Annotated in this window: 8 protein-coding genes; 3 read left to right on the top strand and 5 right to left on the bottom strand. The window is 64.2% G+C overall.

Annotated features, from left to right (window positions below; genetic code table 11):
- Nucleotides 1-318 precede the first annotated feature (318 nt).
- A complete protein-coding gene (locus ACWF6P_RS09950; RefSeq protein WP_452620913.1) occupies nt 319-14619 on the top strand; it encodes an amino acid adenylation domain-containing protein in 14301 nt (4766 codons plus the stop codon).
- A gap of 1 nt (nt 14620) precedes the next feature.
- Here the strand turns inward: ACWF6P_RS09950 and ku are convergent, their stop codons facing one another.
- The gene (gene ku / locus ACWF6P_RS09945; protein WP_452620912.1) at nt 14621-15469 is read right to left on the bottom strand and encodes a non-homologous end joining protein Ku; all 849 of its coding nucleotides are present in this window, start codon (nt 15467-15469) and stop codon (nt 14621-14623) included.
- A 150-nt stretch (nt 15470-15619) separates the two neighbouring features.
- On the opposite strand from ku, the gene ACWF6P_RS09940 reads away from it, so the two are divergent.
- Entirely contained in the window at nt 15620-16591 is a 972-nt protein-coding gene (locus ACWF6P_RS09940) for an alpha/beta hydrolase (protein ID WP_452620911.1), read from the top strand.
- A 14-nt stretch (nt 16592-16605) separates the two neighbouring features.
- Here the strand turns inward: ACWF6P_RS09940 and ACWF6P_RS09935 are convergent, their stop codons facing one another.
- Together ACWF6P_RS09935 and ACWF6P_RS09930 are read right to left on the bottom strand one after the other, a co-directional pair.
- On the bottom strand, nt 16606-17736 hold the full coding sequence (locus tag ACWF6P_RS09935; RefSeq protein ID WP_452620910.1) for a lycopene cyclase family protein: 1131 nt from the start codon (nt 17734-17736) through the stop codon (nt 16606-16608).
- Between the two features lie 10 nt (nt 17737-17746).
- A complete protein-coding gene (locus ACWF6P_RS09930) occupies nt 17747-18532 on the bottom strand; it encodes an SDR family oxidoreductase (RefSeq protein WP_452620909.1) in 786 nt (261 codons plus the stop codon).
- Between the two features lie 129 nt (nt 18533-18661).
- Between ACWF6P_RS09930 and ACWF6P_RS09925 the strand changes: the two genes are divergently transcribed.
- On the top strand, nt 18662-20293 hold the full coding sequence (locus ACWF6P_RS09925) for an ABC-F family ATP-binding cassette domain-containing protein (RefSeq protein WP_020907739.1): 1632 nt from the start codon (nt 18662-18664) through the stop codon (nt 20291-20293).
- 59 nt (nt 20294-20352) lie between these two features.
- Here ACWF6P_RS09925 and ACWF6P_RS09920 read toward each other — a convergent pair whose 3' ends face one another.
- Nucleotides 20353-20919 carry a TetR/AcrR family transcriptional regulator gene (locus ACWF6P_RS09920; protein ID WP_214886600.1) on the bottom strand — a complete coding sequence of 189 codons (567 nt, stop codon included), beginning with the start codon at nt 20917-20919 and terminating at the stop codon, nt 20353-20355.
- 180 nt (nt 20920-21099) lie between these two features.
- Nucleotides 21100-23901 carry an aconitate hydratase AcnA gene (acnA, locus tag ACWF6P_RS09915; protein WP_003944995.1) on the bottom strand — a complete coding sequence of 934 codons (2802 nt, stop codon included), beginning with the start codon at nt 23899-23901 and terminating at the stop codon, nt 21100-21102.
- Nucleotides 23902-24319: the final 418 nt, after the last annotated feature.

The raw sequence follows: 24319 nt of genomic DNA, 5'->3' as shown, positions 1-24319 counted from the left end.
AACTGAATAAATTTCACCGGAGCGTCGGTGCCCGTTCGTCGGGTACCGGCGCTTCGGTTTGTTATATAGGGCCGTTTTAGCCATGATATTCAGGACAATAGTCCCAAATGGTTGTTTGATGAATATTTGCTGGAAGCTGACTCATCGGTAACATCGCAGCTGATTGTCACGATGTGATCTCCGGCGGGCGATTTGCCAGTTTCCGTCGGACCTTTCCAACGTATTCGTCTCATTTCGAAGTACCCCGATCAGTTCGAGGCGTCCAACGGACGCATATACCTGTTTGCATCATGATCAAGTTGTAAGAGGGAGATTCGTGTGGATGGCAGTCCCGACCGAGGAATCGTTTCCGCAGCTCGTCCGGACGACGAACTCACCTTCCCTCTTTCTGCCGCGCAACTTTCCCTACTTGTCGCACAACAGCTTCGACCCGAGATACCGGTCAGCATCGCTCAGTACGTCGATGTGGACGGCCCGCTCGACATCGACCTGCTGACCGCTGCCAGTAAGCAGACCGGCCGCGAGATCGGTTCCGGATACCTGCGCCTGGTCGAGGTCGACGGGGTTGCGCGTCAGTGGCTCGATGTCGACATGGACGATTCCCTCGACGTGGTCGACCTGCGCACCGAATCAGATCCGGAATCGGCGGCGCGCGAATGGATGCGGCGCGAGCACACCGCCGCCATCGACCCGTTCACCGATCGCCTGGTCAGGCTCGCGGTCCTGATTCTTCGCGACGACCATTCCTACTGGTACAGCCGCATCCATCACGTAGCCCTCGACGGTTTCGGTGCGATGTCGATGATGAACCGCACGGCCGAGATCTACACCGCCGCCGTGCGGGATCTGCCAGTTCCCCCAGTGGTAACTGCGCCTCTCGAGGCTTTGGTGAAGGCTGAGTCCGACTATCTGGGCTCCACGCGGTGGGAGCGCGATCGCGACTACTGGACTACGAAGATGGCCGACAAGCCGAGCGGAACCTCGCTCGCGTCCTCGACTGCTCCGTCGCAGGCGTGGTCACGGCTGCGGTCGGCGACCGTGCCGGAAGAACTGCGAAGCTCCCTCGAACGCCTTGCCGAAGTGCACAACGTGACGACGTCCTCGGTGGTGATCGGCGCTCTGGCCGCCTACCTCGCCCGGGCGATCGGAACTCGCGATGTCGTGCTCAGCCTCCCGGTCTCGGGGCGGACGACAAAAGCTGCTCGCAGGTCCGGCGGAATGATGTCGAACGTCGTCCCGCTACGCGCGAGCGTCGACCCCTACTTCGCAGTGGGGGATTTGCTTCGTGAGGTGAAGCTCGAACTCACCGGTGCACTGCGTCATCAGAAGTACCGCCACGAGGACCTGCGACGCGTCCTCAACGCCGGTGATCACAGTATCGCCGACGGCCGCGGCTTCCACGGACCGCTGATCAACCTCATGCTGTTCCACTCCGGAATCACTCTCGGCGACGCGCACGGCGAACTCCACGTGATCTCGACCGGGCCGATCGAAGACCTCTCGGTCAACGTCTATCAGACTTCCGCGGCCGAAGAGATCCAGATCGACTTCGCCGCGAATCCAGACCTCTACACCGATGAGGACATTTCGCGTCACCATCGACGGTTCCTCGACTTCCTCGAATTGTTCTGTGCCGCAGAATCGGGAACTCGATTGATGGACATCGACCCGGACGCCGCGGGGAAGTGGATCGCAGAAGTACAGCACGCCCGCAACGTCGAATACTGGTCGTCGACATTGTCGAACCCGGCCGAGGAGCTGGGGTTGCCGGTCGTCGCCGGAACCGGTCGAACGTCCACGCCCCTCCAGATCGAGGCAGACCTCTGCCGCCGCCTCGAGACGATGGCGACGACGATGAACACGAGTCTGTTCGTGCTGTTCCAGTCTGCGATGACCGGACTGCTGCGCCGCGTCGGTTCGGCCGACGAGGTGTCGATCGGAGTTTCGGTTCGCGGATACGGCGCCTCGAATCCGGACGACTTCGTCTCGATGTTCGCCAATCAGCTGGTGCTTCGCTCGACAGTGTCGAACACCATGACGCTCACCGATCTGGTCGGCGCGGTGGACACCGTCTCGATCGACGCCTTCGAACACGCAGACATTCTTCTGTCTTCGGTGACCGCCGCCCTCGGCGACGGTCGATGGGTGGAGACGGGCCCGTTGTTCCGGGCGATGGTCTGCTTCGAGGAGCCGCTGGATGCTCACCCGAGATTTCCGGGACTCATGGTCGGTGCGCCGATCGGGTCCGACCTCGCGACAGCTCCGGAACTGTTTGTCTCCCTCGCGATTCCGACGGGTGAGCATGCCGACTTCGATCAGCCGATCTCCGGGGTTCTGGATTGGCTCGGCACGAAAGAACAAGCCGACGACCTCGCCGACCGCTATCTACGAATCTTGACCGCAATGGTCAGTGCTCCGCAGTCGGTGCTCGGCGCTGTGGACTTGCTCCGCGCGGACGCGCGCCAGGCGCTTGTACCGCCCGTTCTGCCGACCACGCCGGTCCGAACGCTCTCCGACATCTTCGCCGACCGTGTTCGCGCGACCCCTGACGCGATCGCCGTCGTGGGTGACGAGCGAGTGTCGTACCTCGAACTCGATCGACGATCGAATCGGTTGGCGCGCAAGCTCGTCGATCATGGTGTGCAATCGGAGTCGCTGGTCGGAATCATGCTGCCGAAATCCGTCGACATGATTGTCGCGGCTGTCGCGGTGTTGAAGGCCGGCGGCGGATATCTCCCGCTCGATCGCGCGCACCCGGCCGAGCGATTGGCATATGTGGTCGAGGATGCGCAACCGGTGTGCATCATTTCCGATTCCACCTTCCCGAACTCCACCTTCCCGAACTCTGATGTGACGGTCGTCGGAGTCGACTCCGACGAGTACTCCGGTGCGAGTCTGGAAGCCGATGAGCGCCCGCGTGCGCACGGAGCCGACAATCTGGCGTACGTGATCTACACCTCGGGGTCGACGGGTCGACCCAAAGGCGTCTCCGTCACCCATGCCACCGTGGTGCGATTGTTCGAGAACACGCACGTCGAATTCGGATTCGACGGCAACGATGTGTGGACGATGTTCCACTCGTTCGCCTTCGACTTCTCGGTGTGGGAACTGTGGGGCGCGCTGCTCCACGGTGGAACTCTGGTGCTGGTCGATCACGAAGTCTCACGTGACCCCGATGCCTTCCGGGCGCTGGTTGCGGCGGAAGGCGTCACGGTGCTCAATCAGACGCCTTCGGCCTTCTACCAGTACATCGAAGCCGACCTTCGGGCCGATTCGCAGACCCGGCTCCGGTTCGTGATCTTCGGTGGCGAAGCGTTGGACCTGCGTCGTCTCGGGCGCTGGTACGACAGTCACCCGGGCTACGACAATCACCCGAAACCCGGGCCCGCGCTCGTCAACATGTACGGCATCACCGAGACGACGGTGCACGTCACGCATCTCGAACTCGACCGACCGAGCGCGAGTTCGGTTACCGGCAGCCGGATCGGTGACGCGATCGACGGACTTCGTGTGTACCTGCTCGACGAGCATCTCTCGCCGGTCCCGGCGGGAATCGCGGGGGAGATCTACGTCGCGGGCGGTCAACTCGCCCGTGGTTATCTGGGCCGACCCGATCTCACCGCGGGCCGGTTCGTCGCGGATCCGTTCAATGCCGGCGGACGACGGCTGTACCGCTCCGGCGACCGTGCACGCTGGATCGCGCCCGGACAACTCGAGTACCTCGGACGCGGCGACGCACAGGTCAAGATCCGCGGATTCCGGATCGAACTCGGCGAGATCGACTCCGTCATCCTCAGCGCGCCGGGAATCGACGACGCCGTGACCGTCGTGGCTCCGACGCCGGCCGGTGGCGCTCTGGTGACTTACGTGACGGCTTCCGGCGCCGTGGACGTCGACGTCCTCCGCGCCCACGCCGCCGAAGTCCTCCCGACCTACATGGTTCCCGACGCCTTCATGGTCATCGATTCGATTCCGTTGACCACCAACGGAAAACTCGACCGGCGTGCGCTGCCGTCGCCGATCCTGGCCTCCACCAAGGTCTTCCGGCCTCCGACGACACCGACCGAGGGCAAGGTTGCCGCGGTTCTGGCTGACATCCTGGGTAGCGGACCGCTCGGACTCGACGACAATTTCTTCCATCTGGGCGGAAACTCGCTGGTAGCGACGACGGCGGTAGCGCGCTTGACCGAAGCTACCGGGGTTCGGATGCCGCTGCGTGCTCTCTTCGATCACCCCACGGTGTCCGGGATCGCGGCGACCATCGAGCGTGCCGCACAGACCCCGGACGCCGACGGTATTCAGGTCGTGGCCCGGCCTGCTGTACTGCCGCTCGCTCCCGCGCAGCAGCGACTGTGGTTCCTCAACCGTGTCGCACCGGAATCAGGTGCCTACAACATTCCGTTGGCGGTGTCGCTGCGCGGCGCCGTCGATCCCGACGCACTCAGTGCCGCGATCGTGGACGTGGTGACCCGCCACGAGTCACTACGCACGGTGTTTCCTCACATCGGGGACAACGCAACGCAGAAGGTTCTGGACCTGGGCGAGGGTATCGCGGGGCTCGAGTCGATCGAGGTGGAACGCGAAAGCCTCGAGAGGGTGATCTTCGAATTCTGTTCGGCGGGTTTCGATCTGGTTCGCGAACGCCCGGTGCGCTACCTGTTGATCACTGTCGCCGACGACACGGAGGGCAGAGACGAGGAAGCCGTCCTCGTCGTAGTTCTGCATCACATGGTGGCCGACGGTTGGTCGCTCGCGCCGTTGGCCGCCGACCTCACCGGCGCCTACGCGGCCCGCGTCGGCGGCAACAGCCCGCAGTGGGCGCCCCTTCCGGTGCAGTACGCCGACTACACGCTCTGGCACCGGGAACACCTCGGGGACACGGCATCCACCGATTCGCTTGCCCACTCACAGATCGCGTTCTGGAAGCAGCAGCTGGCAGGAGCACCCGAGCAGCTCCACCTGCCGACGGACCGTCCGCGCGCACTCGACCCGACCATGCGCGGAGCCGGCGTCGACATCAGAATCGGCGCTTCCACGCATCAGAAGCTCGTTGTCCTTGCCGCCGATCACGACGCCACACCTTTCATCGCTCTGCACGCGTGCTTCGCCCTGCTTCTGGCCAGGTACAGCGGCACGGACGACATCGTCATCGGAACACCGGTGGCTGGGCGAGGGGACAGGTCTCTCGATCTGCTGGTCGGCATGTTCGTGAACACCCTTGCCTTGCGGACCGTCGTCGATCGTGATGCACCCTTCGGGGAGTACCTCGCGCAGGTCAGAGCCGTCGATGTGGATGCCTTCGACAATGCGGACGTGCCGTTCGACGTCGTCGTGGACGCGCTCGAACTGGACCGCTCGTCCTCGCATCACCCGGTCTTTCAGGCGGCCATCACCTCGCGGATAACCACCGCTCACACAGCCGAACTCGCCGGAGTGTCGATGACGGCGCGGGCGGTGGAGACGGGGCTGACCAAGTTCGATCTCGAACTCACCGTCACGGAGCGTCGCGAGGGCGGGTCCGCAGCGGGAATCGATGCCACGTTCACCTATTCCACCGATCTGTTCGACAAAACGACCGTCGAAGCGTTGGCGCGTAACTTTGTGACACTCGTGGAATCAGCAGTGTCGGAACCGACTGCACCGGTTGGCGGCCTTCGTGTACTCGGTGCCCGGGAGAGCGCCGTGATTTTGCCGCGGCGCGGCGACCTCTCCCTCGGCGAATCGACCTTGGCGCAGATCCTGGGCGAGACCGCGCTGGCCCACCCCGACGCGATCGCCCTCGAAGACTCCGAGCGGTCACTCTCGTACGCAGAGTTGGAGCGCCGATCGAATCGGATCGCCCGATACCTCATGGACCTGGGTGTCGGCCCCGAGACTCCGGTCGCGCTGGCTGTTTCCCGATCGGTCGACTCGGTGCTCGCAGTCTGGGCGGTCACCAAAGCCGGCGGCGTTTTCGTCCCGGTCGATCCTCGCTATCCCGCAGATCGCGTTGCGCACATGCTCGAAGATTCGGGGGTGCGGATCGGAATTCGGTCAGCCGAGGTTGCGGCGGGTCCGGCGGTCGGCGGGAACGTTGCGGTCTGGATCGACCTCGGCGACGCGGACACCGTTGCAGAATGTGCCGCCTACTCCGATGCTGCGATCGACGAAGCGGACAGAACGGGATCGATCTCTGCGGCCTCGGCTGCGTACGTCATCTACACGTCCGGCTCGACCGGAGTGCCGAAGGGCACCGTCGTCACTCACGCGGGTTTGGTCAATCTTGCTCGCGAACAACAGGATCGGTACCGGATCACCGCTGATTCGCGGACTCTGCATTTTGCGTCGCCGAGCTTCGACGGCGCCGTACTCGAACTTCTGCTCGCCGGTTCGACCGGCGCGACGATGGTGATCGCACCCGCCGACATCTACGGAGGGGAGGCGTTGAGCGAGTTCCTCCGAAGCCGCGAGGTCACTCATGCCTTCATCACTCCGGCTGCTCTGGCGACCGTCGATCCGGCGGGCGTGACGGCACTGGAATGCGTCGTCGTCGGCGGCGATGTGTGCACTCCGGAACTGGTCTCGAGCTGGGGCAACGGGCGCAGACTGCACAACGGATACGGTCCGACCGAAACCACCGTCATGGTCGCCATCAGTGATCCACTTTCACCGGGCGAGCCGATCACCATCGGCGGTCCCATCCGCGGGATCGACGCCGTGGTGCTCGACGCCCGGCTGCAACCGGTCCCCATCGGCGGCGTCGGCGAGCTGTACATCGGTGGGCCGGGCCTTGCACGTGGTTACCACCTTCGTCCCGCACTGACGTCGGATCGGTTTGTCGCGCATCCGTACTCGACGCCCGGTGCCCGGATGTACCGAACCGGTGACCTGGTCCGCTGGACCAAGGACCTGACCCTTCGCTACGTGGGCCGCAGCGATCACCAGCTCAAGATCCGCGGGTTCCGCATCGAACTCGGCGAGATCGACGCTGCCCTGATGGATTCCCCTCTCGTGCACTTCGCGACGACAATTCCCGTCGAATCTGCTGCCGGCACCACCCTGGCGTCGTACGTGCTGCTGAACGGACACGCTGATACCGAGTCGCTCTTTGCCACCCTCGCCGAGACGCTGCCGCGCTACATGATTCCGTCGTCGATCACCCCGATCGACGCGATTCCGCTGACCCCGGTCGGCAAACTCGATCGCAGAGCACTACCGACACCGATTCCGCGCGAAATCCTCGGAACGGGTCGTGATCCGGAACCCGGGCTCGAACGAACCGTCGCCGACGTCTTCGCCTCACTGCTCGACGTATCCGAGGTCCGGGCCGCCGACAACTTCTTCGATCTCGGAGGCAACTCCCTCGTCGCGACGCAGGTGTCCGCACGGTTGAGCGCAGCGACGGGATTCGCCGTGGACGTGCGCTCGATCTTCGAAGCGCCGACCGTCGAAGCTCTCGCTGCACGTCTGGCGGCGAACGCCGAAGAATCAGACGATCGACCTGCCCTGAGCGCCGGTGCTCGCCCGGACCGCCTGCCACTCTCCGCTGCACAACAGCGACTGTGGTTCGTCAATCGCTTCGATCCGCAGTCCTCGGTCTACAACATCCCGTTCGCGATCCGGATCACCGGACAAATCCACGGCGATGCGCTCGAAGACGCACTTGCGGACGTCATCGCACGCCACGAGGTACTTCGAACGATCTACGTCGACAGCGTGGACGGCCCGAGCCAGGTCATCCGAGCGCTTTCCGACGTGCAGTTCTCGATCGAGCACTATGTCGGCTCCGAAGGAGTCGACGCGGCGACGACGGAGTTTGCAGCGGCGACGGAGTTTGCGGCGCGGGGGTTCGACCTCGGTTCGGATCTGCCGATTCGGGCACTGCTCGTGCGCGAGGACGCCGACGCTCACGTACTGGTCGTCGTCATCCACCACATCGCCTTCGACGGCTGGTCCCTGACTCCTTTTGCCACAGATTTCATCGCTGCGTACACCGCGCGCGTTGTCGGAGATGCACCAGTTTTTGCGCCGCTCGACGTGCAGTACGCCGATTACGCGCTGTGGCAGCAAGACTCGCTCGGACAGACCAACGATCCGGAGTCTCTGGTTGCCCGCGAGCTGACGTTCTGGACAGCTGCCATGGCGGGTGCCCCGGACGAGGTACTGCTACCCGCGGATCGCGCACGCGGATCTGTCACCACCAACGCTGTCGGATCGGTCCCGATCGTCATCGACGCGGCGACGGGGGAGCGACTCGGCGCCCTGGCGCGACGGAGTGGTACGACGCAATTCATGGTCGTGCACGCGATCCTGGCGGTTGTTCTCGCCCGTCTCGGTGCAACCGACGACGTGGTGATCGGGACTCCGGTAGCGGGCCGCGGGCGACCCGAACTGGATTCCCTGATCGGGATGTTCGTCAATTCGGTACCGCTTCGCACACCGGTCGATCATCGAGCGTCCTTCACCTCCTTGCTCGAGGTGGTCCGCGATCTCGACCTTGCCGCGTTCGCCCACGCCGAGCTGCCCTTCGAGGTGCTGGTCGACGCCCTCGATCTCGACCGGTCCACCACACGGCACCCCCTGTTCCAGGTCATGCTGTCGTACCACCAGAATCTGCTCTCGCCGCAGGTCACGGTCCACGACGCGCATCTAGAGGCGCAGCCACTCGAACCGTCCGTCGCGAAGTTCGACCTCGAGTTCACCCTGCTGGCCGGCGACTCCGAGAACAAGGAGATCACCGGATCGCTCAGGTTTGCCGAGGCGCTCTTCGACACCGTCACCGCAGAATCGATTGCCGCCCGGGTTCAGTCTGTGGCCCGCGCCGTCGCCGCCGAACCGGACACGGCGATCGACGACATCGAATTCCTCAGCACCCTCGAGCGGGCGTCGCTGATGCCGGTTCGCGGTCCGGCGTGGACAGCCTCGCGTACTTTGGCCGAGATCTTGACGCGGACTGCTACCCGCTCAGGCGAATCGGTGGCCCTTCGATCCGGTGACATTACCGTGCTCTACCGCGACCTGTTCGCCCGTGCGTCTTCCCTTGCCCGGCGCTTGACCACCGAGGGGATCGGCGCCGAAGATATTGTGGCAATAGCCATTCCGCGTTCGATCGACTCGATCGTCGCGTTGTGGGGCGTCGCCTTGACCGGTGCCGCGTTTGTTCCGGTCGATCCGCGATACCCCGCCGATCGAATTCTGCACATGCTCACCGATTCGGGAGCCACCCGCGGAGTGACGACGGAAGCGGTGATCGAGTCGCTGCCCCGCCCGGTTCCGTGGATGACGATGGGCGGCATCGAGGATGCCGGTGTCGGGCAGCCGGTCCCGGCCGCACCGATCCGAATCGACAACCTCGCCTACATCATCTACACCTCCGGATCGACGGGAAAGCCCAAGGGGGTCAGCGTCACTCACCGTGGCCTGAGCGCATTGGCGGCCGAGCAGACGGCGCGCTACGGCATCTCGGCGCAGTCGCGGACGCTGCACTTCTCCTCACCGAGTTTCGACGCATCCATCCTCGAACTGCTGCTCGCCGTGGGTGAGGGCGGGGCGATGGTGATCGCCTCTCCCGACGTCTACGGCGGCGCGGACCTCGCGAAACTTGTCACCGATCACCAGGTGACCCACGCGTTCATCACGCCGGCTGCACTGGCCTCGGTCGATCCCACCGGGCTGGACGTCTTGCAGTCGATCGTTGTCGGCGGTGAGGCCTGCTCACCCGAACTGGTCCGCAAGTGGGCGCCCGGTCGCCGGTTGTTCAACGGATACGGGCCGACGGAAACCACCGTCATGGTGTGCATCAGCGATGCCTTGACAGCGGGGGAGACCGTGACCATCGGCGGACCCGTCCGCGGAGTGTCTGCGGTGGTTCTCGACGGTTCCGCTCGGCCGGTTCCCGTCGGGGTCACCGGCGAGCTCTACATCGCCGGCCTGGGACTGGCCCGCGGCTACCTCGACCAACCCGCCTTGACCGCGACGCGATTCGTGGCGGCGCCGTTCGGTCCGGCCGGCACCCGCATGTACCGGACCGGAGACCTGGTTCGGTGGACGCCGCACGAGACGCTCGAATACGTCGGACGCTCTGATCACCAGGTGAAAGTGCGCGGATTCCGCATCGAACTGGGCGAGATCGACTCCGTGCTCAGCGCATACCCCGGCGTCGAGTTCGCGGTCACCGTGGGCGTGAACGCAGCCTCCGGTGAGACGATGTTGGCGTCGTACGTGGTGCTCGGCACGGAATCCGTCGAGGTGGACGAGCTGTTGAGTCACGCGCGCCGCTCGCTCCCGGCCTTCATGGTGCCGTCGGCGATCACCCCGATCGAGCGCGTTCCGCTCACCCCCGTCGGGAAACTCGACCGAGCCGCGCTGCCTGCGCCGACACTGCGTTCGTCCGAACGAAGTGTCGAGCCGCTGATCACCGAGACCGAATTCCGGGTCGCCGGCATCGTGGCGGAACTGCTGGGAATAGAACAGATCAGTGCGTCGGACAGCTTCTTCGAACTCGGTGGCAACTCCCTACTCGCCACCAGACTGGCTCAGCGCCTGGGGGAGTCCCTGGGTAGGCAGATCCCTGTCCGAATGCTGTTCGAGCACCCCGAAATTCGGGAACTTGCCGCCGCGCTCGACACTTCCGCCGAGGTAAAGGCACTTCCTCCGATCAGCGCTGCCGATCGCCCGGACCGGATTCCGCTTTCCTACGCGCAAGCACGCATCTGGTTCCTCAATCAGATGGATCCCAGCTCGCCGGCCTACAACGTCCCTGCCGCGATTTCGCTCGACGGTGCTCTCGACGTGCCGGCTCTCGAAGCTGCTGTCCTCGACGTGATCGAAAGACACGAGATCCTGCGCACGGTGTTCCCCGACTCCGACACCGGTCCACACCAGGTGATCCAGGACGTGTTCACCTCGCTGGAATTCGGAAACGCCGACACCCGCGAACCGGCAGAGCTCGCCCGAGAATTTGCGTCGCACGGGTTCGACGTCACAACCCAAGCCCCCGTTCGGGCACTTCTGCTCGAGTCGACACCGCAGCAACACACTCTGGTCATCGTGATCCACCACATCGCGGCGGACGGGTGGTCGATCGCCCCGTTGATGAAGGACGTTCTCACCGCCTACGTCGCGAGAAGTTCGGGACACGCCCCCGAGTTCATGCCCCTCGAGGTGCACTACGCGGACTTCGCCATCTGGCAGCGGGAAGCGCTGGGCGCGGTGAACGAATCCGAGAGCGTGCTCGGGGCACAGGCGTCGTACTGGCGGGAGACGTTGCGGGGAGCACCCGAGCTGATCGACCTTCCCAGCGATCGGGCTCGCCCGCTCACCCAGTCGTTGAGCGGTGCCCACGCCGCGGTCTCGCTCCCGGCGCACACCCGGATCGCGGTCGAGGCGGTTGCCGGCGCGAATGGGGCGACGCCGTTCATGGTGTTGCACGCTGCCTACGCGGTGCTGCTGGCCAGGCTCAGCCGGAGCACCGACATCGTGATCGGATCTCCGGTCGCCGGGCGCGGACACCGAGTTCTCGACGACCTCGTCGGGATGTTCGTGGGCACGGTAGGGCTGCGTACGACGATTGACCCCGGATCCACCTTCGTCGACGTCCTGCGTACAGTCCGGTCCGTAGATCTCGACGCGTTCGCCCACGCGGACATTCCGTTCGAGCAGGTCGTGGACGTCGTGGCGCCGACCCGGGCCACCGACCGTCATCCGGTGTTCCAGACGATGATCTCGTTCCACGGCGCTCATCCGACGGCATGGGATCTCCCGGGACTTACCGTTCGCGCCCACGAGGTCACACCGGACATCGCCAAGTACGACCTGCAGTTCACCGTTGTCGAACAGACCGCGGAGGAGGGCGGTGGCTATGCGGCCTCCCTCACCTATGCACGGGACCTCTTCGACGCCGACACGGCGAACTCGTTTGCGGTGATGCTGGAAACGATCGTCGAGACACTGACCGCCCAGCCCTCCGTCGTCGTCGGTGACGTGGACCTCGTGGGACATGGTCGGCGCGCGCTGCACGGACGTCCGGCCGGCGATGCTCTGACCTTGCCGGAACTGCTGCTTCGCGGCGCCGCCGATCCGCATTCCCTGGCACTTGTCGACGTCGCCGCATCCACCACGCTCACGTACGGCGAACTCGACCGCCGCTCCGACGCGATGGCGTTTGCACTGATCGCTCGCGGAATCACTCCGGAAATGATTGTGGCATTAGCGCTTCCGAGGTCAGCCGACTACGTGATCGCTCTCTGGGCCGTGGCGAAAGCAGGCGGAGTGTTCCTTCCCGTCGATCCCGCGTATCCCGCCGAGCGGATCGAGCACATGCTCACCGACAGTGGGGCCGTCCTCGGTATCACCAGGGGCCGGTATCTGGCCGAGCTCCCGGACGTCACGTCGTGGATCGAACTCGACGCGGCCGAATTCACCGCCGAAATCGAGGCCGTCCATTCCGAGACTCTGCCCGACGCGCCACTCGAGCTCGACAATCCGGCCTACCTGATCTACACCTCGGGCTCGACCGGAAAACCCAAGGGCGTGTTGGTCACTCACGCCGGACTGGCAGCGTTCGCCGACGAACAGCGTGAACGCTTCGGGGTCACCACACACTCCCGCGCTCTGAGCTTCGCCTCGACGAGCTTCGACGCTTCGGTGCTCGAGCTGTTGCTGGCGTTCGGCGCCGGCGCAACGATGGTGATAGCGCCGCCGACAATTATCGGCGGCGTCGAATTGCACGAATTGCTCGACGAGCAGGCAATCACCCATGCGTTTGTGACTCCGGCCGCGCTGGCAACTGTCGATCCCGCTGGACTCGACCATCTCGAAGCCGTAGTCGTCGGCGGCGATGCGTGCTCTGCCGACCTCGTATCTCGGTGGGCCCCTGGGCGTCGAATGTTCAACGCGTACGGCCCCACCGAGGCAACTGTCGCGGTCACCATCAGCGATTCGCTCGCAGCGGGGGAGCCCGTGACTATCGGCGGTCCGATCCGCGGCGTGGACGCGATGATTCTCGATTCCCGCCTGCACTCGGTCCCCGGCCGGGTCGTCGGTGAGCTCTACGTCAGCGGCGACGGTCTCGCCCGCGGGTACCTCGGCAACCCCGCGCTGACGGCGACGCGGTTCGTCGCCGACCCGCACGGACCCGAAGGCGCTCGGATGTACCGAACCGGGGATCTCGTGCGTGAAGATCGTGCGGGGTCGCTTGTCTACCTCGGACGCGCGGACCACCAGGTCAAGGTGCGAGGGTTCCGGATCGAACTCGGTGAAATCGACGCGGTGCTGGCAGCGGAGGCGTCTGTGCATTCGGCCGTGAGCGTGGTCGTCGGTGAAGGTGGCGACGCTCGGATCGTCGCGTACGTCGTCCCGGCCAACGGGGACGTCGACGCCTCCGCGTTACGCCGCCACGCAGCCATATCCCTGCCTGCGCACATGATCCCGTCCACTGTTGTCGCGATCGATGCAGTCCCGACCACACCGGCCGGCAAGCTGGATCGCACCGCTCTTCCGGCTCCCCTCTGGGAGTCGCCCAGTGGACGCGCCCCGGAAGGCAGCGACGAGATCGCGATCTGCGCTGCTTTCGCAGAGGTGCTGGATCTCGCCGACGCCGACACCTTCGCCGATTCGAGTTTCTTCGAACTCGGCGGAAACTCACTCATGGCAACGCGTTTGGTCGCTGCCATCAAGGAACGCACCGGCCTGACCGTCCCCGTCGCGTGGATATTCTCCGACCCGACTCCGGAGGCATTGGCGCGCAGACTCTTCGAACTCGAGGAAACAGTTGTGACAAGTGACGCGGATACCTCCGCACTTGCAGTAGTTCTGCCACTGCGGCCGGAAGGCCGCGCCGAGCCACTGTTCTGCATCCATCCGGCCATCGGATTGGCCTGGTGCTACGGGGCGCTCGACCGCTACGTCGATTCGAGCCGGCCGCTGTACGGCCTGCAGTCGCCGGTCCTGACGGACCCCGAATTCCGGGCGGAGCTGATCGAGGACTTCGCGGCGCGGTACGTCGAGGAAATCCGCGGCGTCCAGCCGCACGGTCCGTATCACCTGCTGGGGTGGTCGATCGGCGGATTGATCGCCCATGCGGCGGCGGTGCAGTTGCAAGCAGCCGGTGAGAGCGTCGCCGACCTGATTCTGCTCGACAGCTTCGTTCTCGAAGACCCGACTATGGCAGGTGCGCAGCCTTCTCTCGCCGAACTGATCGGCGGGTTGGGGATCTCGGTGCCGGACACCGACGAGCGCGATCTGACACCCGAGGACGCCGAGGAACTGTTGCGCGGAGCCATTGGCGATCATCCCTTGGTCTCGAGCGAGCGGATCGAGCGACTGTTCGAGGAGTACTCGGCCGGCGCCGAGCTGGCTCACCGTTACCGTCCGGGCAAGTTCGTGGGCGATCTGCTCTTCTTCTCGGCACAGACCGACACATTCGACCCACTGCGGACTGCGTCGGCGTGGCGCCCGTTCGTGTCCGGGGTGATCATCGACCGTCCGGTGCCCACGTCACACGCCGAGATGTTCACCGAAGCAGGGCTGGACGCTGTCGGACCCGTGATCAACCTGGCAGTCGGAACGGGCCGTCACGCCGCCCCGGACGTCGACGCGGAACTGGACGCTCTGATCGAGGTTCAGGACGTGCGCGGCTGACTCAGGCGCGCTTCTTCGCTCGCGTCTTGCTTCCACTCGTTTTGCCGGCAGAGGTTTTGCTTGCGTTCGACTTGGCTTCGTCCACACTGCGCTGGAGTGCGGCAACCAGGTCGACCACTTCGGCGTCGGTGCCTTCCTGATCGACCTCGGCGGCAGGGATGACCTTCTTGCCGCCGTTCTCGATCATCTCGTCGAGGAACTGCCGCAGTTGGAGTTGGTAATCGTCGGTGAACTCGGTCGGATCGAAGTCGCCCGCCATGCTCTCGACGAGCGTCTGCGCCATCTTCAGTTCCTTGACCTTCGGCTTCTCCACGTCGTCGAGCGAGGGGAACTCTGCGGCGCGAACTTCGTCAGGCCAGAGAAGCGTCTGGATCACGAGGACACCGTCGCGGGCGCGCATCGCGGCCAGACGCGTCTTCTGCCGCAGCGTGAAGTGCACGAGTGCTGTTCGATCGCTCTCGGTGAGCACAGTCGAGAGCAGGACGTACGCCTTTGGTGACGCCGAATCCGGTTCGAGGAAGTAGCTCTTCTCGAACAAGATCGGGTCGATCTGATCGTTCGGCACGAATTCCAGCACCGGAATCTCGTGCTTCTCGGCGGCTGGGAGCTTGTTGAAGTCCTCGTCGCTCAGGATGACCCGTGACCCGTCCTCCGAGTCGTACGCCTTGTCGATGTCCGCGAATTGGACCGTGTTGCCGCACTCGGAACACACGCGGTTGTACTTGATGCGGCCACCGTCTTTTGCATGGACCTGGTGAAATCGGATGTCGTGGTCCTCGGTCGCCGAGTACACCTTGACCGGAACGTTGACCAGACCGAAGGCTATCGAGCCTTTCCAAATCGAGCGCATGTCTCCCATGATGGTCGTCGCCGGCCGTTTGCGCGAGGCAAACGCTCTCGGTTGATCCCGAACCGTTGCGTGTGGATGGGTCGGTTCGGGGCGTATCGAGCGGGTATCCGCTCCGAGAACCCGACTCGCACCCCTGGGGGGCACGCTCCGATGAGAATCCGAACCTACCGTCGACGCGTCACCGCTGCGCTGGCGATTTCACTGTTTCCACTGCTGTTCGCACCGTGGCCCGCAACAGCCGAACAGGTACGCACCGTCAGGGTCACCGTTCATTCGGATGCGATGGACCGCGACATACCACTCGAGGTGATCCTTCCCGCCGACACCAGCGCCCCACGCCCGACGCTGTATCTGCTCAACGGCGCCGGCGGTGGCGAGGACAGTGCAACGTGGGAAGGACGGACGGATGTCCTGGACTTCTTCGCCGACAAGAATGTCAACGTCGTGACGCCGTTGGAAGGAGCGTTCAGCTACTACACCGATTGGCAGAAAGACGATCCCGTACTCGGACGCAACAAGTGGCAGACATTTCTCACCCGCGAACTACCGCCCGTGATCGACGCGCAGTTCGGCACCAACGGGGTCAACTCCATCGCGGCGATCTCGATGACGGCGACCTCGGTTCTCAACCTCGCGATCTCAGCACCGGGGCTCTATCGCAGTGTCGGCGCCTACAGCGGATGCGCGGAGACCTCCACCCAGCCAGGGCAGGACTACGTGCGGCTGGTGGTCGGCGCGCGGGGAGGCGCTGACCCGACAAACATGTGGGGACCGTTCGACAGTCCCGGATGGCGCGAGAACGATCCCGTCGTGAACGCGGAGAAACTGCGAGGAACCGAACTGTACGTCTCCACCGGTTCAGGGCTGCCAGGTCCACACGAAAACCTTCAGGCACCCGATGTGAACGGAAGTCCCGGAGCGCTCCTGAATCAGATCATCGTCGGCGGCATCATCGAATCCGCGGTCAACGGGTGTACGCACGGACTGGCGGACCGACTGAACGCTCTGGGAATCCCCGCGACCTTCGACTTCAAGCCGACCGGAACACACTCGTGGGGTTACTGGCAGGACGATCTACACAATTCCTGGCCGATGATCGCCGGCTCGATGGGAACGCAGTAGTCGGTCCAGAGTGCTCACCTCAGAAACGGCGCGCGCATCAACGTCTTTCGGACGTGCCACGGTGACGATCGGAACAGTGTTGCCATCACCTTCGCCGTCGCGGACGCGTCCCGCCGATCGGACAGGTAGGACCGCTGAGCCTCGATCGGTAGATCGAAGAACGTGTCGAAAAATGTCGCGACCTCGCCGGAGCCGAGGGTGAGAAGTGCGTTCAGGCCAACGCGGCGAAGGGCAGACACTGCCCTGGCCGATCGCGGCCAGAGTGCTGCGTTGGGATCCCCACCGCCGGCGATTGCTTTCGCGACAGTGTCTGCCTCGGCGAGTGAGGAGGCAACGCTGTATCCCGTTCCAGGATGCATCAAACCGCCTCGCCCGCCGAACCGGAGGATGCCGTCCGGTGAGGACCCCCTCGGGCCTTCGACCGCAAAACGGACTCGCTCGACCGGCGCGTCGTCGGGCACTTCGCAGCCCCGATTGTGAAGTCGGGTGCGCAGACGTGCTTCGAGTTCGCGGAGCCCCAACGCCGGCCGGCCGACGAGGCAGGTCTCCTCGAGGAGAACTCGCTCGTCGTCGAGTGGGACCGCATAGAGGAACGACGGGGCGTCGGCGTCGGAAGTGCCGTTGTCTCTTCGCCAGTCCATGAACCAGTCTTCGCCATCGCCCAGAATCGGATCGGCCAGGGCGCGGTCGACGATCACTCCGAAGGCGGTCTGCTGCGCGGTTGTCACTGTCAGATCGGTGCCTCTGGCGTCGACGACGACGGATCCCGTCAGCTGCGATCCGTCCACGCACTCGACGGTGGTGGGGGACAGTGTTCGAGCGCGCAATGCTCTGAACTGCATGGAAGCATCAGAGAGAAATGATTGCAGTAATGGTGTATTCAATACGCAATATGCGCGATCAAGCTTTTTCTGTCCATCGGTCCACACGTTCGGACATTGAATCCGGCTCGCGATCACCTCGTCCGGCAGCCACGACGGAAGCTCGTCCGCCCACGCCGAATACGTCGGAGTCCACACCCGATGGGGATGCGGATCGACAACGACGACGGTGAGTTGCCGGGCGATACAGCGGGTCGCGAGTGCCCGTCCGGCCGGGCCACCACCGACGATCACCACGTCGGCGGAGGAGTTTTCTGTGCTCACGACCGGCGCACTACATCGATCCCGTTGCGAGCAGACCGCCGTCGACCCGCACGGTTTCGCCGGTGATCCACGCCGCCGCGTCGGAGACGAGGAAGCCGACCAGGCCGGCAACGTCTTCGGGAGTGCCGAGCCGTTTCATCGGGTAACCCGCCGACGCCTTGTCCTCGCCGGCAGCGACCAAGGCCGCCGCAAACTGCGTCTTGACGATCCCGGGAGCCACGGCATTGACACGAATCTTCGGTCCCAGTTGCCAGGCCAGTTCTTCCGTCAAACGGATGAGCGCAGCCTTCGATGCGCCGTACGCGGCGATCACGCCCGTCGATCGGATCCCGGCCACGCTGGCCAGATTCACCACCGCGCCACCGTGTTCTCCCATCCATGCCCGATGCGTTTGTTGGACGTAACCGAGGGCGGCAACCACGTTCACGTCGAAAATCTTGCGCACGGCGTCGAGGTCCGCCTCCATGAGCGAACCGAAGACGGGATTGATGCCGGTGTTGTTGACCAGAATGTCGAGTGAACCGAATTCGGAGACGGCGCGGTCGACGGCGCCGGAGCGGGCTTCGGCATCGGCAGCGTTGCCCGCGAATGCGACGACCTTTCCGCCGTGACCCAGAGCGGACAGTTCTGTTGCAGCGGCCTCGAGGGGCTCCGGCTTGCGGGCGGTGATCAGGACGTCTGCGCCGCGCGCGAGGAGTTCGGCGGCGACAGCTTTGCCGATCCCGCGACTTGCGCCGGTGACGATGGCGGCGCGGCCTTCGAGGTCGCGAGGACGAGTGCTGTTTTCGCTAGTCATGTCCCGAACGTTAGCGGACTCACACGCTGCTGGTCGGAACGACCGTCAGGTCACGGTAAAATCGATAGTTCTTGTGTCTGAAGTCAGGCATTGTTTACCCGTATTCGTCGTTTTTCCTGAGGAGTTTGCTTGATTACCGCCACTGACCTCGAAGTTCGTGCCGGTGTCCGCACCCTTCTCACGGCTCCCGGGCCCTCGCTGCGCATCCAGCCGGGCGATCGGATCGGACTCGTCGGACGTAACGGAGCCGGAAAGACGACCACACTGCGCATCCTGGCCGGTGAAGGTGAGGCATACGCGGGAAGCGTCGTACGCACCGGCGAACTCGGATACCTCCCTCAGGACCCCAAGGAGGGTGACCTGAGCATCCTCGCCAAGGACCGGGTTCTCTCCGCACGAGGTCTCGACACGATGCTCCGCGAGATGGAGAAGCAGCAGATCCTGATGGGCGAGGTGCTCGATCAGGAATCCCAGGATCGCGCCGTCAAGAAGTACGGCCAGCTCGAGGATCGGTTCTCGGCCCTCGGCGGATACGAAGCCGAGAGTGAAGCCGCACGAATCACCAGCAGCCTGGGCCTCGAAGACCGTATTCTCGGGCAGCCGCTCAGCACGCTGTCCGGTGGTCAGCGTCGTCGCGTCGAATTGGCACGAATCCTCTTTGCCGCCTCGGACGGCAGCGGTGCCCGCTCAGACACGACGCTGCTCCTCGACGAGCCCACCAACCACCTCGACGCCGACTCCATCACCTGGCTACGTGGATTCCTCCAGAACCACGAGGGTGGACTGGTGGTCATCAGCCACGACGTCGACCTGCTCAACGACGTCGTCAACCGCGTGTGGTTCCTCGATGCCGTCCGCGGTGAAGCCGACGTCTACAACATGAACTGGAAGAAGTACCTCGACGCACGCGCCACGGACGAGCAGCGTCGCCGTCGCGAGCGCGCCAATGCCGAGAAGAAGGCCGGCGCGCTGCGGATTCAGGCTGCGAAGATGGGCGCGAAGGCAACCAAGGCCGTCGCCGCGCAGAACATGGCGAAGCGAGCCGACAAGTTGATGGCGAACCTCGACGCAGAACGCGTCTCGGACAAGGTGGCGCGGATTCGTTTCCCCGAACCCGCAGCGTGTGGCAAGACTCCACTGATGGGCAAGAACCTCACCAAGGTGTACGGCTCGCTCGAGATCTTCACCGGTGTCGATCTCGCGATCGACCGTGGATCGCGTGTGGTCATCCTCGGACTCAACGGTGCGGGTAAGACCACGTTGCTTCGCATCCTCGCGGGCGCGGAGAAGGCGGACGCGGGCGAGCTGATCGCCGGTCACGGACTCAAGGTCGGATACTTCGCTCAGGAGCACGACACCCTCGACGACGACGCGTCCGTGTGGGAGAACATCCGCCACGCCGCGCCGGACACAGGGGAGCAGGAACTGCGTTCGCTGCTCGGTGCCTTCATGTTCACCGGCCCGCAGCTCGAACAGCCGGCCGGAACGCTCTCGGGTGGTGAGAAGACGCGTCTGGCTCTGGCCGGCCTGGTGTCTTCGGCCGCCAATGTTCTGCTTCTCGACGAGCCCACCAACAATCTGGACCCGATCTCGCGCGAGCAAGTGCTCGACGCGCTCCGCAGCTACACCGGCGCCGTCGTCCTGGTCACTCACGATCCGGGTGCTGCCGAGGCACTCAACCCCGAGCGCGTCATCCTCCTGCCCGACGGCAACGAGGACCACTGGTCGCAGGAGTACCTCGAGCTGATCCAGCTCGCCTGACCCCCTGTGAGTGGTTAGGGAGTCCCCGCACTCCTCAACCACTCACAGGGGCGAAGCCCCTAATCCCTTCGCCGCACAGACTCCTCGACCAGGTCGAGAACAGCCGAAAGGTTGTCGACGCCGTGGCCGGAGGCGATTCTCGCGACCAGGCCGTCCATCACCAGATCCAGATACCCGATCAGGATTTCGGTGGGAACGTCGTCACGCAGCCGGCCGGCCGATTTCTGTCGGGCGAGGCGCGCACTGGTCGCTTCCGTCAGTTCTGCGGAGCGCTGTGACCATTTCTCACGGAAATCGGCGTCGTTGCGTAGTCGACGCGCTATCTCCAGTCGCGTTCCCAGCCAATCGAATTGATCGGGCTGCGCGAGCATGTCCCGCATGACCTGGACGAGGCCCTCTTCGGCGACGACATCTGCCATCCGGCTCGCATCCTCGCTGGCAAGCGCGAGGAACAGGCCGTCCTTGTCCTTGAAGTGATGAAAGATCGCTCCCCGGGACAAACCGGTGACTTCTTCGAGACGGCGAACTGTGGCGCCGTCGTAGCCGTATTCCGCAAAGCAGCGGCGGGCGCCGTCAAGGATCTGACTGCGCCGTGCCGCGAGATGGTCTTCACTGACCTTGGGCACGGGCATCCCTCCTTTGTCGGGTTGCCTGTGAGCACTTTCGGCCGTAGGCGCTGAATGTCGACTCAGTGCACAAAGCGCTCACGACCACCGATGAAACATGGTTCGCCTTCCGGCGAAAGTGGTCGTGAGCGCTTTGTGACCCGTCATGGGCCGAAAGTGCTCACAGGCACGTAGTGCCTACTAGCCCCGGATCATGTTGCGAAGCACGTACTGCAGGATGCCACCGTTGCGGTAGTAATCCGCTTCGCCCGGGGTATCGATGCGTACGACTGCGTCGAACACGACCTTCTCGCCGTTCTCGCGCGTCGCCGTGACCTTCATGGTCTTCGGGGTGACGCCCTCGTTGAGCTTCTCGACGCCTTCGATGTCGAAGGTCTCGGTGCCGTCGAGCTTGAGCGAACCTGCGGACTCGCCGACCGGGAACTGCAGCGGGACAACGCCCATGCCGATGAGGTTGGAGCGGTGGATGCGCTCGAACGACTCGGTGATGACGGCCTTGACGCCGAGCAGGCTGGTGCCCTTGGCTGCCCAGTCACGCGAGGATCCGGAGCCGTACTCCTTGCCGCCCAGGACGACCAGCGGGATGCCGGCTGCCTGGTAGTTCTGCGACGCGTCGTAGATGAATGCCTGCGGTGCGCCTTCCTGCGTGAAGTCGCGGGTGTATCCACCCGAGACGTCGTCGAGGAGCTGGTTGCGCAGACGGATGTTCGCGAAGGTACCGCGAATCATGACCTCGTGGTTACCGCGACGCGAGCCGAGCGAGTTGTAATCCGCACGCTCGACGCCGTGAGAGTCGAGGTACTGCGCAGCGGGGGTACCGACCTTGATCGGACCTGCCGGGCTGATGTGGTCGGTGGTGACCGAGTCGCCGAGCAGCGCGAGGACGCGGGCGCCCTTGATATCCTTGACCGGAGCCGGATCCATCGTCATGCCGTCGAAGTAGGGTGGCTTCCGCACGTAGGTGGAGTTCACGTCCCACTCGAAGGTGTCACCCTTCGGGGTTTCGAGGTTCTGCCAGCGGCTGTCGCCCGCAAAGATGGTTGCGTACGACTTGCGGAACATGTCCTGGTCGATCGAGGACTTGATGGTCTCTTCGATTTCCTGCGTGGACGGCCAGATGTCCTTGAGGTAGACGGGGTTTCCGTCGGTGTCGTTACCGAGCGAGTCGGTCTCGAAGTCGAAGTCCATGGTTCCGGCGAGGCCGTAGGCAATCACCAGCGGCGGGGAAGCCAAGTAGTTCATCTTGACGTCGGGGGAGATACGTCCCTCGAAGTTACGGTTACCCGAGAGCACCGCGGTGACCGAGAGATCGTTGTCGTTGATCGCCTTGGAGACTGCCTCGGGCAGCGGTCCGGTGTTACCGATGCACGTGGTGCAGCCGTAACCACCGAGGTAGTAGCCGAGCTTCTCGAGGTACGGCCACAGGCCGGCCTTCTCGTAGTAGTCGGTCACGACCTGCGAACCGGGAGCCATGTTGGTCTTGACCCACGGCTTGGTGGCAAGGCCCTTTTCGACGGCGTTGCGTGCGAGCAGTGCAGCGCCGAGCATGACCGACGGGTTGGACGTGTTGGTGCAGGACGTGATGCCGGCAACAACGACGGCGCCGTGGTCGAGAACGAACTCACCAGCGTCGGACTTGACGACAACCGGCTTGCTCGGACGGCCTTCTGCACCGTTGGCAGCGGAGAGAACGTCGACCGCTCCGTCGTCGGCAAACGACAGAACTGCGGGGTCGGAAGCCGGGAAGGATTCCTCGACTGCCTCGTCGAGCTGGGTGTGCTCGGTCGGGTGGTTCTCTTCCACGTAGTTGTGGATGTCCTTGCGGAACGCAGTCTTGGACTCCGACAACAGGATTCGGTCCTGCGGGCGCTTCGGGCCGGCGATCGAGGGAACAACGGTTCCCAGATCCAGCTCGATGTACTCCGAGAAGACGGGTTCCTTGTCGGGGTTGTGCCACAGGCCCTGTTCCTTGGCGTACGCCTCGACGAGAGCGAGCTGCTCGTCGCTGCGACCGGTGAGGCGCAGGTATTCGATGGTCTCGGCGTCGATCGGGAAGATCGCTGCGGTGGAACCGAATTCGGGGCTCATGTTGCCCAGCGTTGCGCGGTTCGCGAGCGGAACCTCGGCAACACCGTTGCCGTAGAACTCGACGAACTTGCCGACGACGCCGTGCTTGCGGAGCATCTCGGTGGCGGTGAGCACGACGTCGGTTGCGGTGACGCCGGGCTTGATCTCACCGGAGAGCTTGAAGCCGACAACGCGGGGGATCAGCATGGAGACGGGCTGGCCGAGCATTGCTGCCTCGGCCTCGATGCCGCCGACGCCCCAGCCGAGCACGCCGAGGCCGTTGACCATCGTGGTGTGCGAGTCGGTGCCGACGCAGGTGTCGGGGTAGGCCTGTCCGTTACGGGACATCACGGTGGGAGCCAGGTATTCGATGTTGACCTGGTGAACGATTCCCATTCCCGGGGGGACGACCTTGAAGTCGTCGAATGCGCCCTGGCCCCAACGAAGGAACTGGTAACGCTCGCCGTTGCGCTCGTATTCGAGGTCGACGTTGCGCTCGAGTGCGTCGGCCTGGCCGAAGACGTCGAGGATGACCGAGTGGTCGATGACCATGTCGGCGGGGGAGAGCGGGTTGACCTTGTTCGGGTCGCCGCCGAGGGTGGTGACGGCCTCACGCATGGTGGCGAGGTCGACGATGCAAGGAACGCCGGTGAAGTCCTGCATGATCACGCGGGCAGGCGTGAACTGGATTTCGATGCTCGGCTCAGCTGAGGGATCCCAGCTCGCGATGGCGCGGATGTGATCCGCGGTGATGTTGGCACCGTCTTCGGTGCGGAGAAGGTTCTCGGCGAGAACCTTCAAGGAATAGGGCAATTTCTCGGTGCCGGGGACAGCCGAGAGGCGGAAGATCTCGTAAGAGTTCTCACCGACCTCGAGGGTTCCCTTGGCTCCGAATGAATCGATACTGGTGCTCACGTCTGCTCCACTCGTCTATGAGGGTCGCTACCGACGGGGCTGTGTCGGCAGCTGAAGCGAGGTACTTCGGCTGGTAGATCCTCCGTAGCTCACGCCAATCGCACAGTTCGCGTGAGAACTGTCCGAACATCGGAGCTGCAGTAGAACCTGTCCTGACCGGTGGTACCTCTCGGTCCAAGTCTAACAGTACGCTTGTCCTGTGAGAATTCAGGGCAAGTTGACCGAAACAATCTTCATGCAGACTGCGGGCCTGCGCAACGCAGGCTTGGCTGGGTGACCGCACCCACAGTTGCCACTCAGGCGGCACGCGCGGCGGTTGTGTGTGACGCCGGGTGGCAGTCGACCTGAAGTAGGCTGCATGCAGGCCCGTCGCGGGTCGGCCGCCGACAAACGACCTCGGACCAACTCCCCGCAACTC

The sequence above is a fragment of the Rhodococcus sp. NPDC055024 genome, from assembly GCF_053608585.1.
This window is presented reverse-complemented; position numbering and strand designations above follow the sequence as displayed.

What these genes read in the sequence shown, in the direction of transcription:
- ACWF6P_RS09940 (WP_452620911.1), top strand. Translation starts at nt 15,620, where the DNA reads ATGAGAATCCGAACCTACCGTCGACGCGTCACCGCTGCGCTGGCGATT.
- ACWF6P_RS09930 (WP_452620909.1), bottom strand. Translation starts at nt 18,532, where the DNA reads ATGACTAGCGAAAACAGCACTCGTCCTCGCGACCTCGAAGGCCGCGCC.
- ku (WP_452620912.1), bottom strand. Translation starts at nt 15,469, where the DNA reads ATGCGCTCGATTTGGAAAGGCTCGATAGCCTTCGGTCTGGTCAACGTT.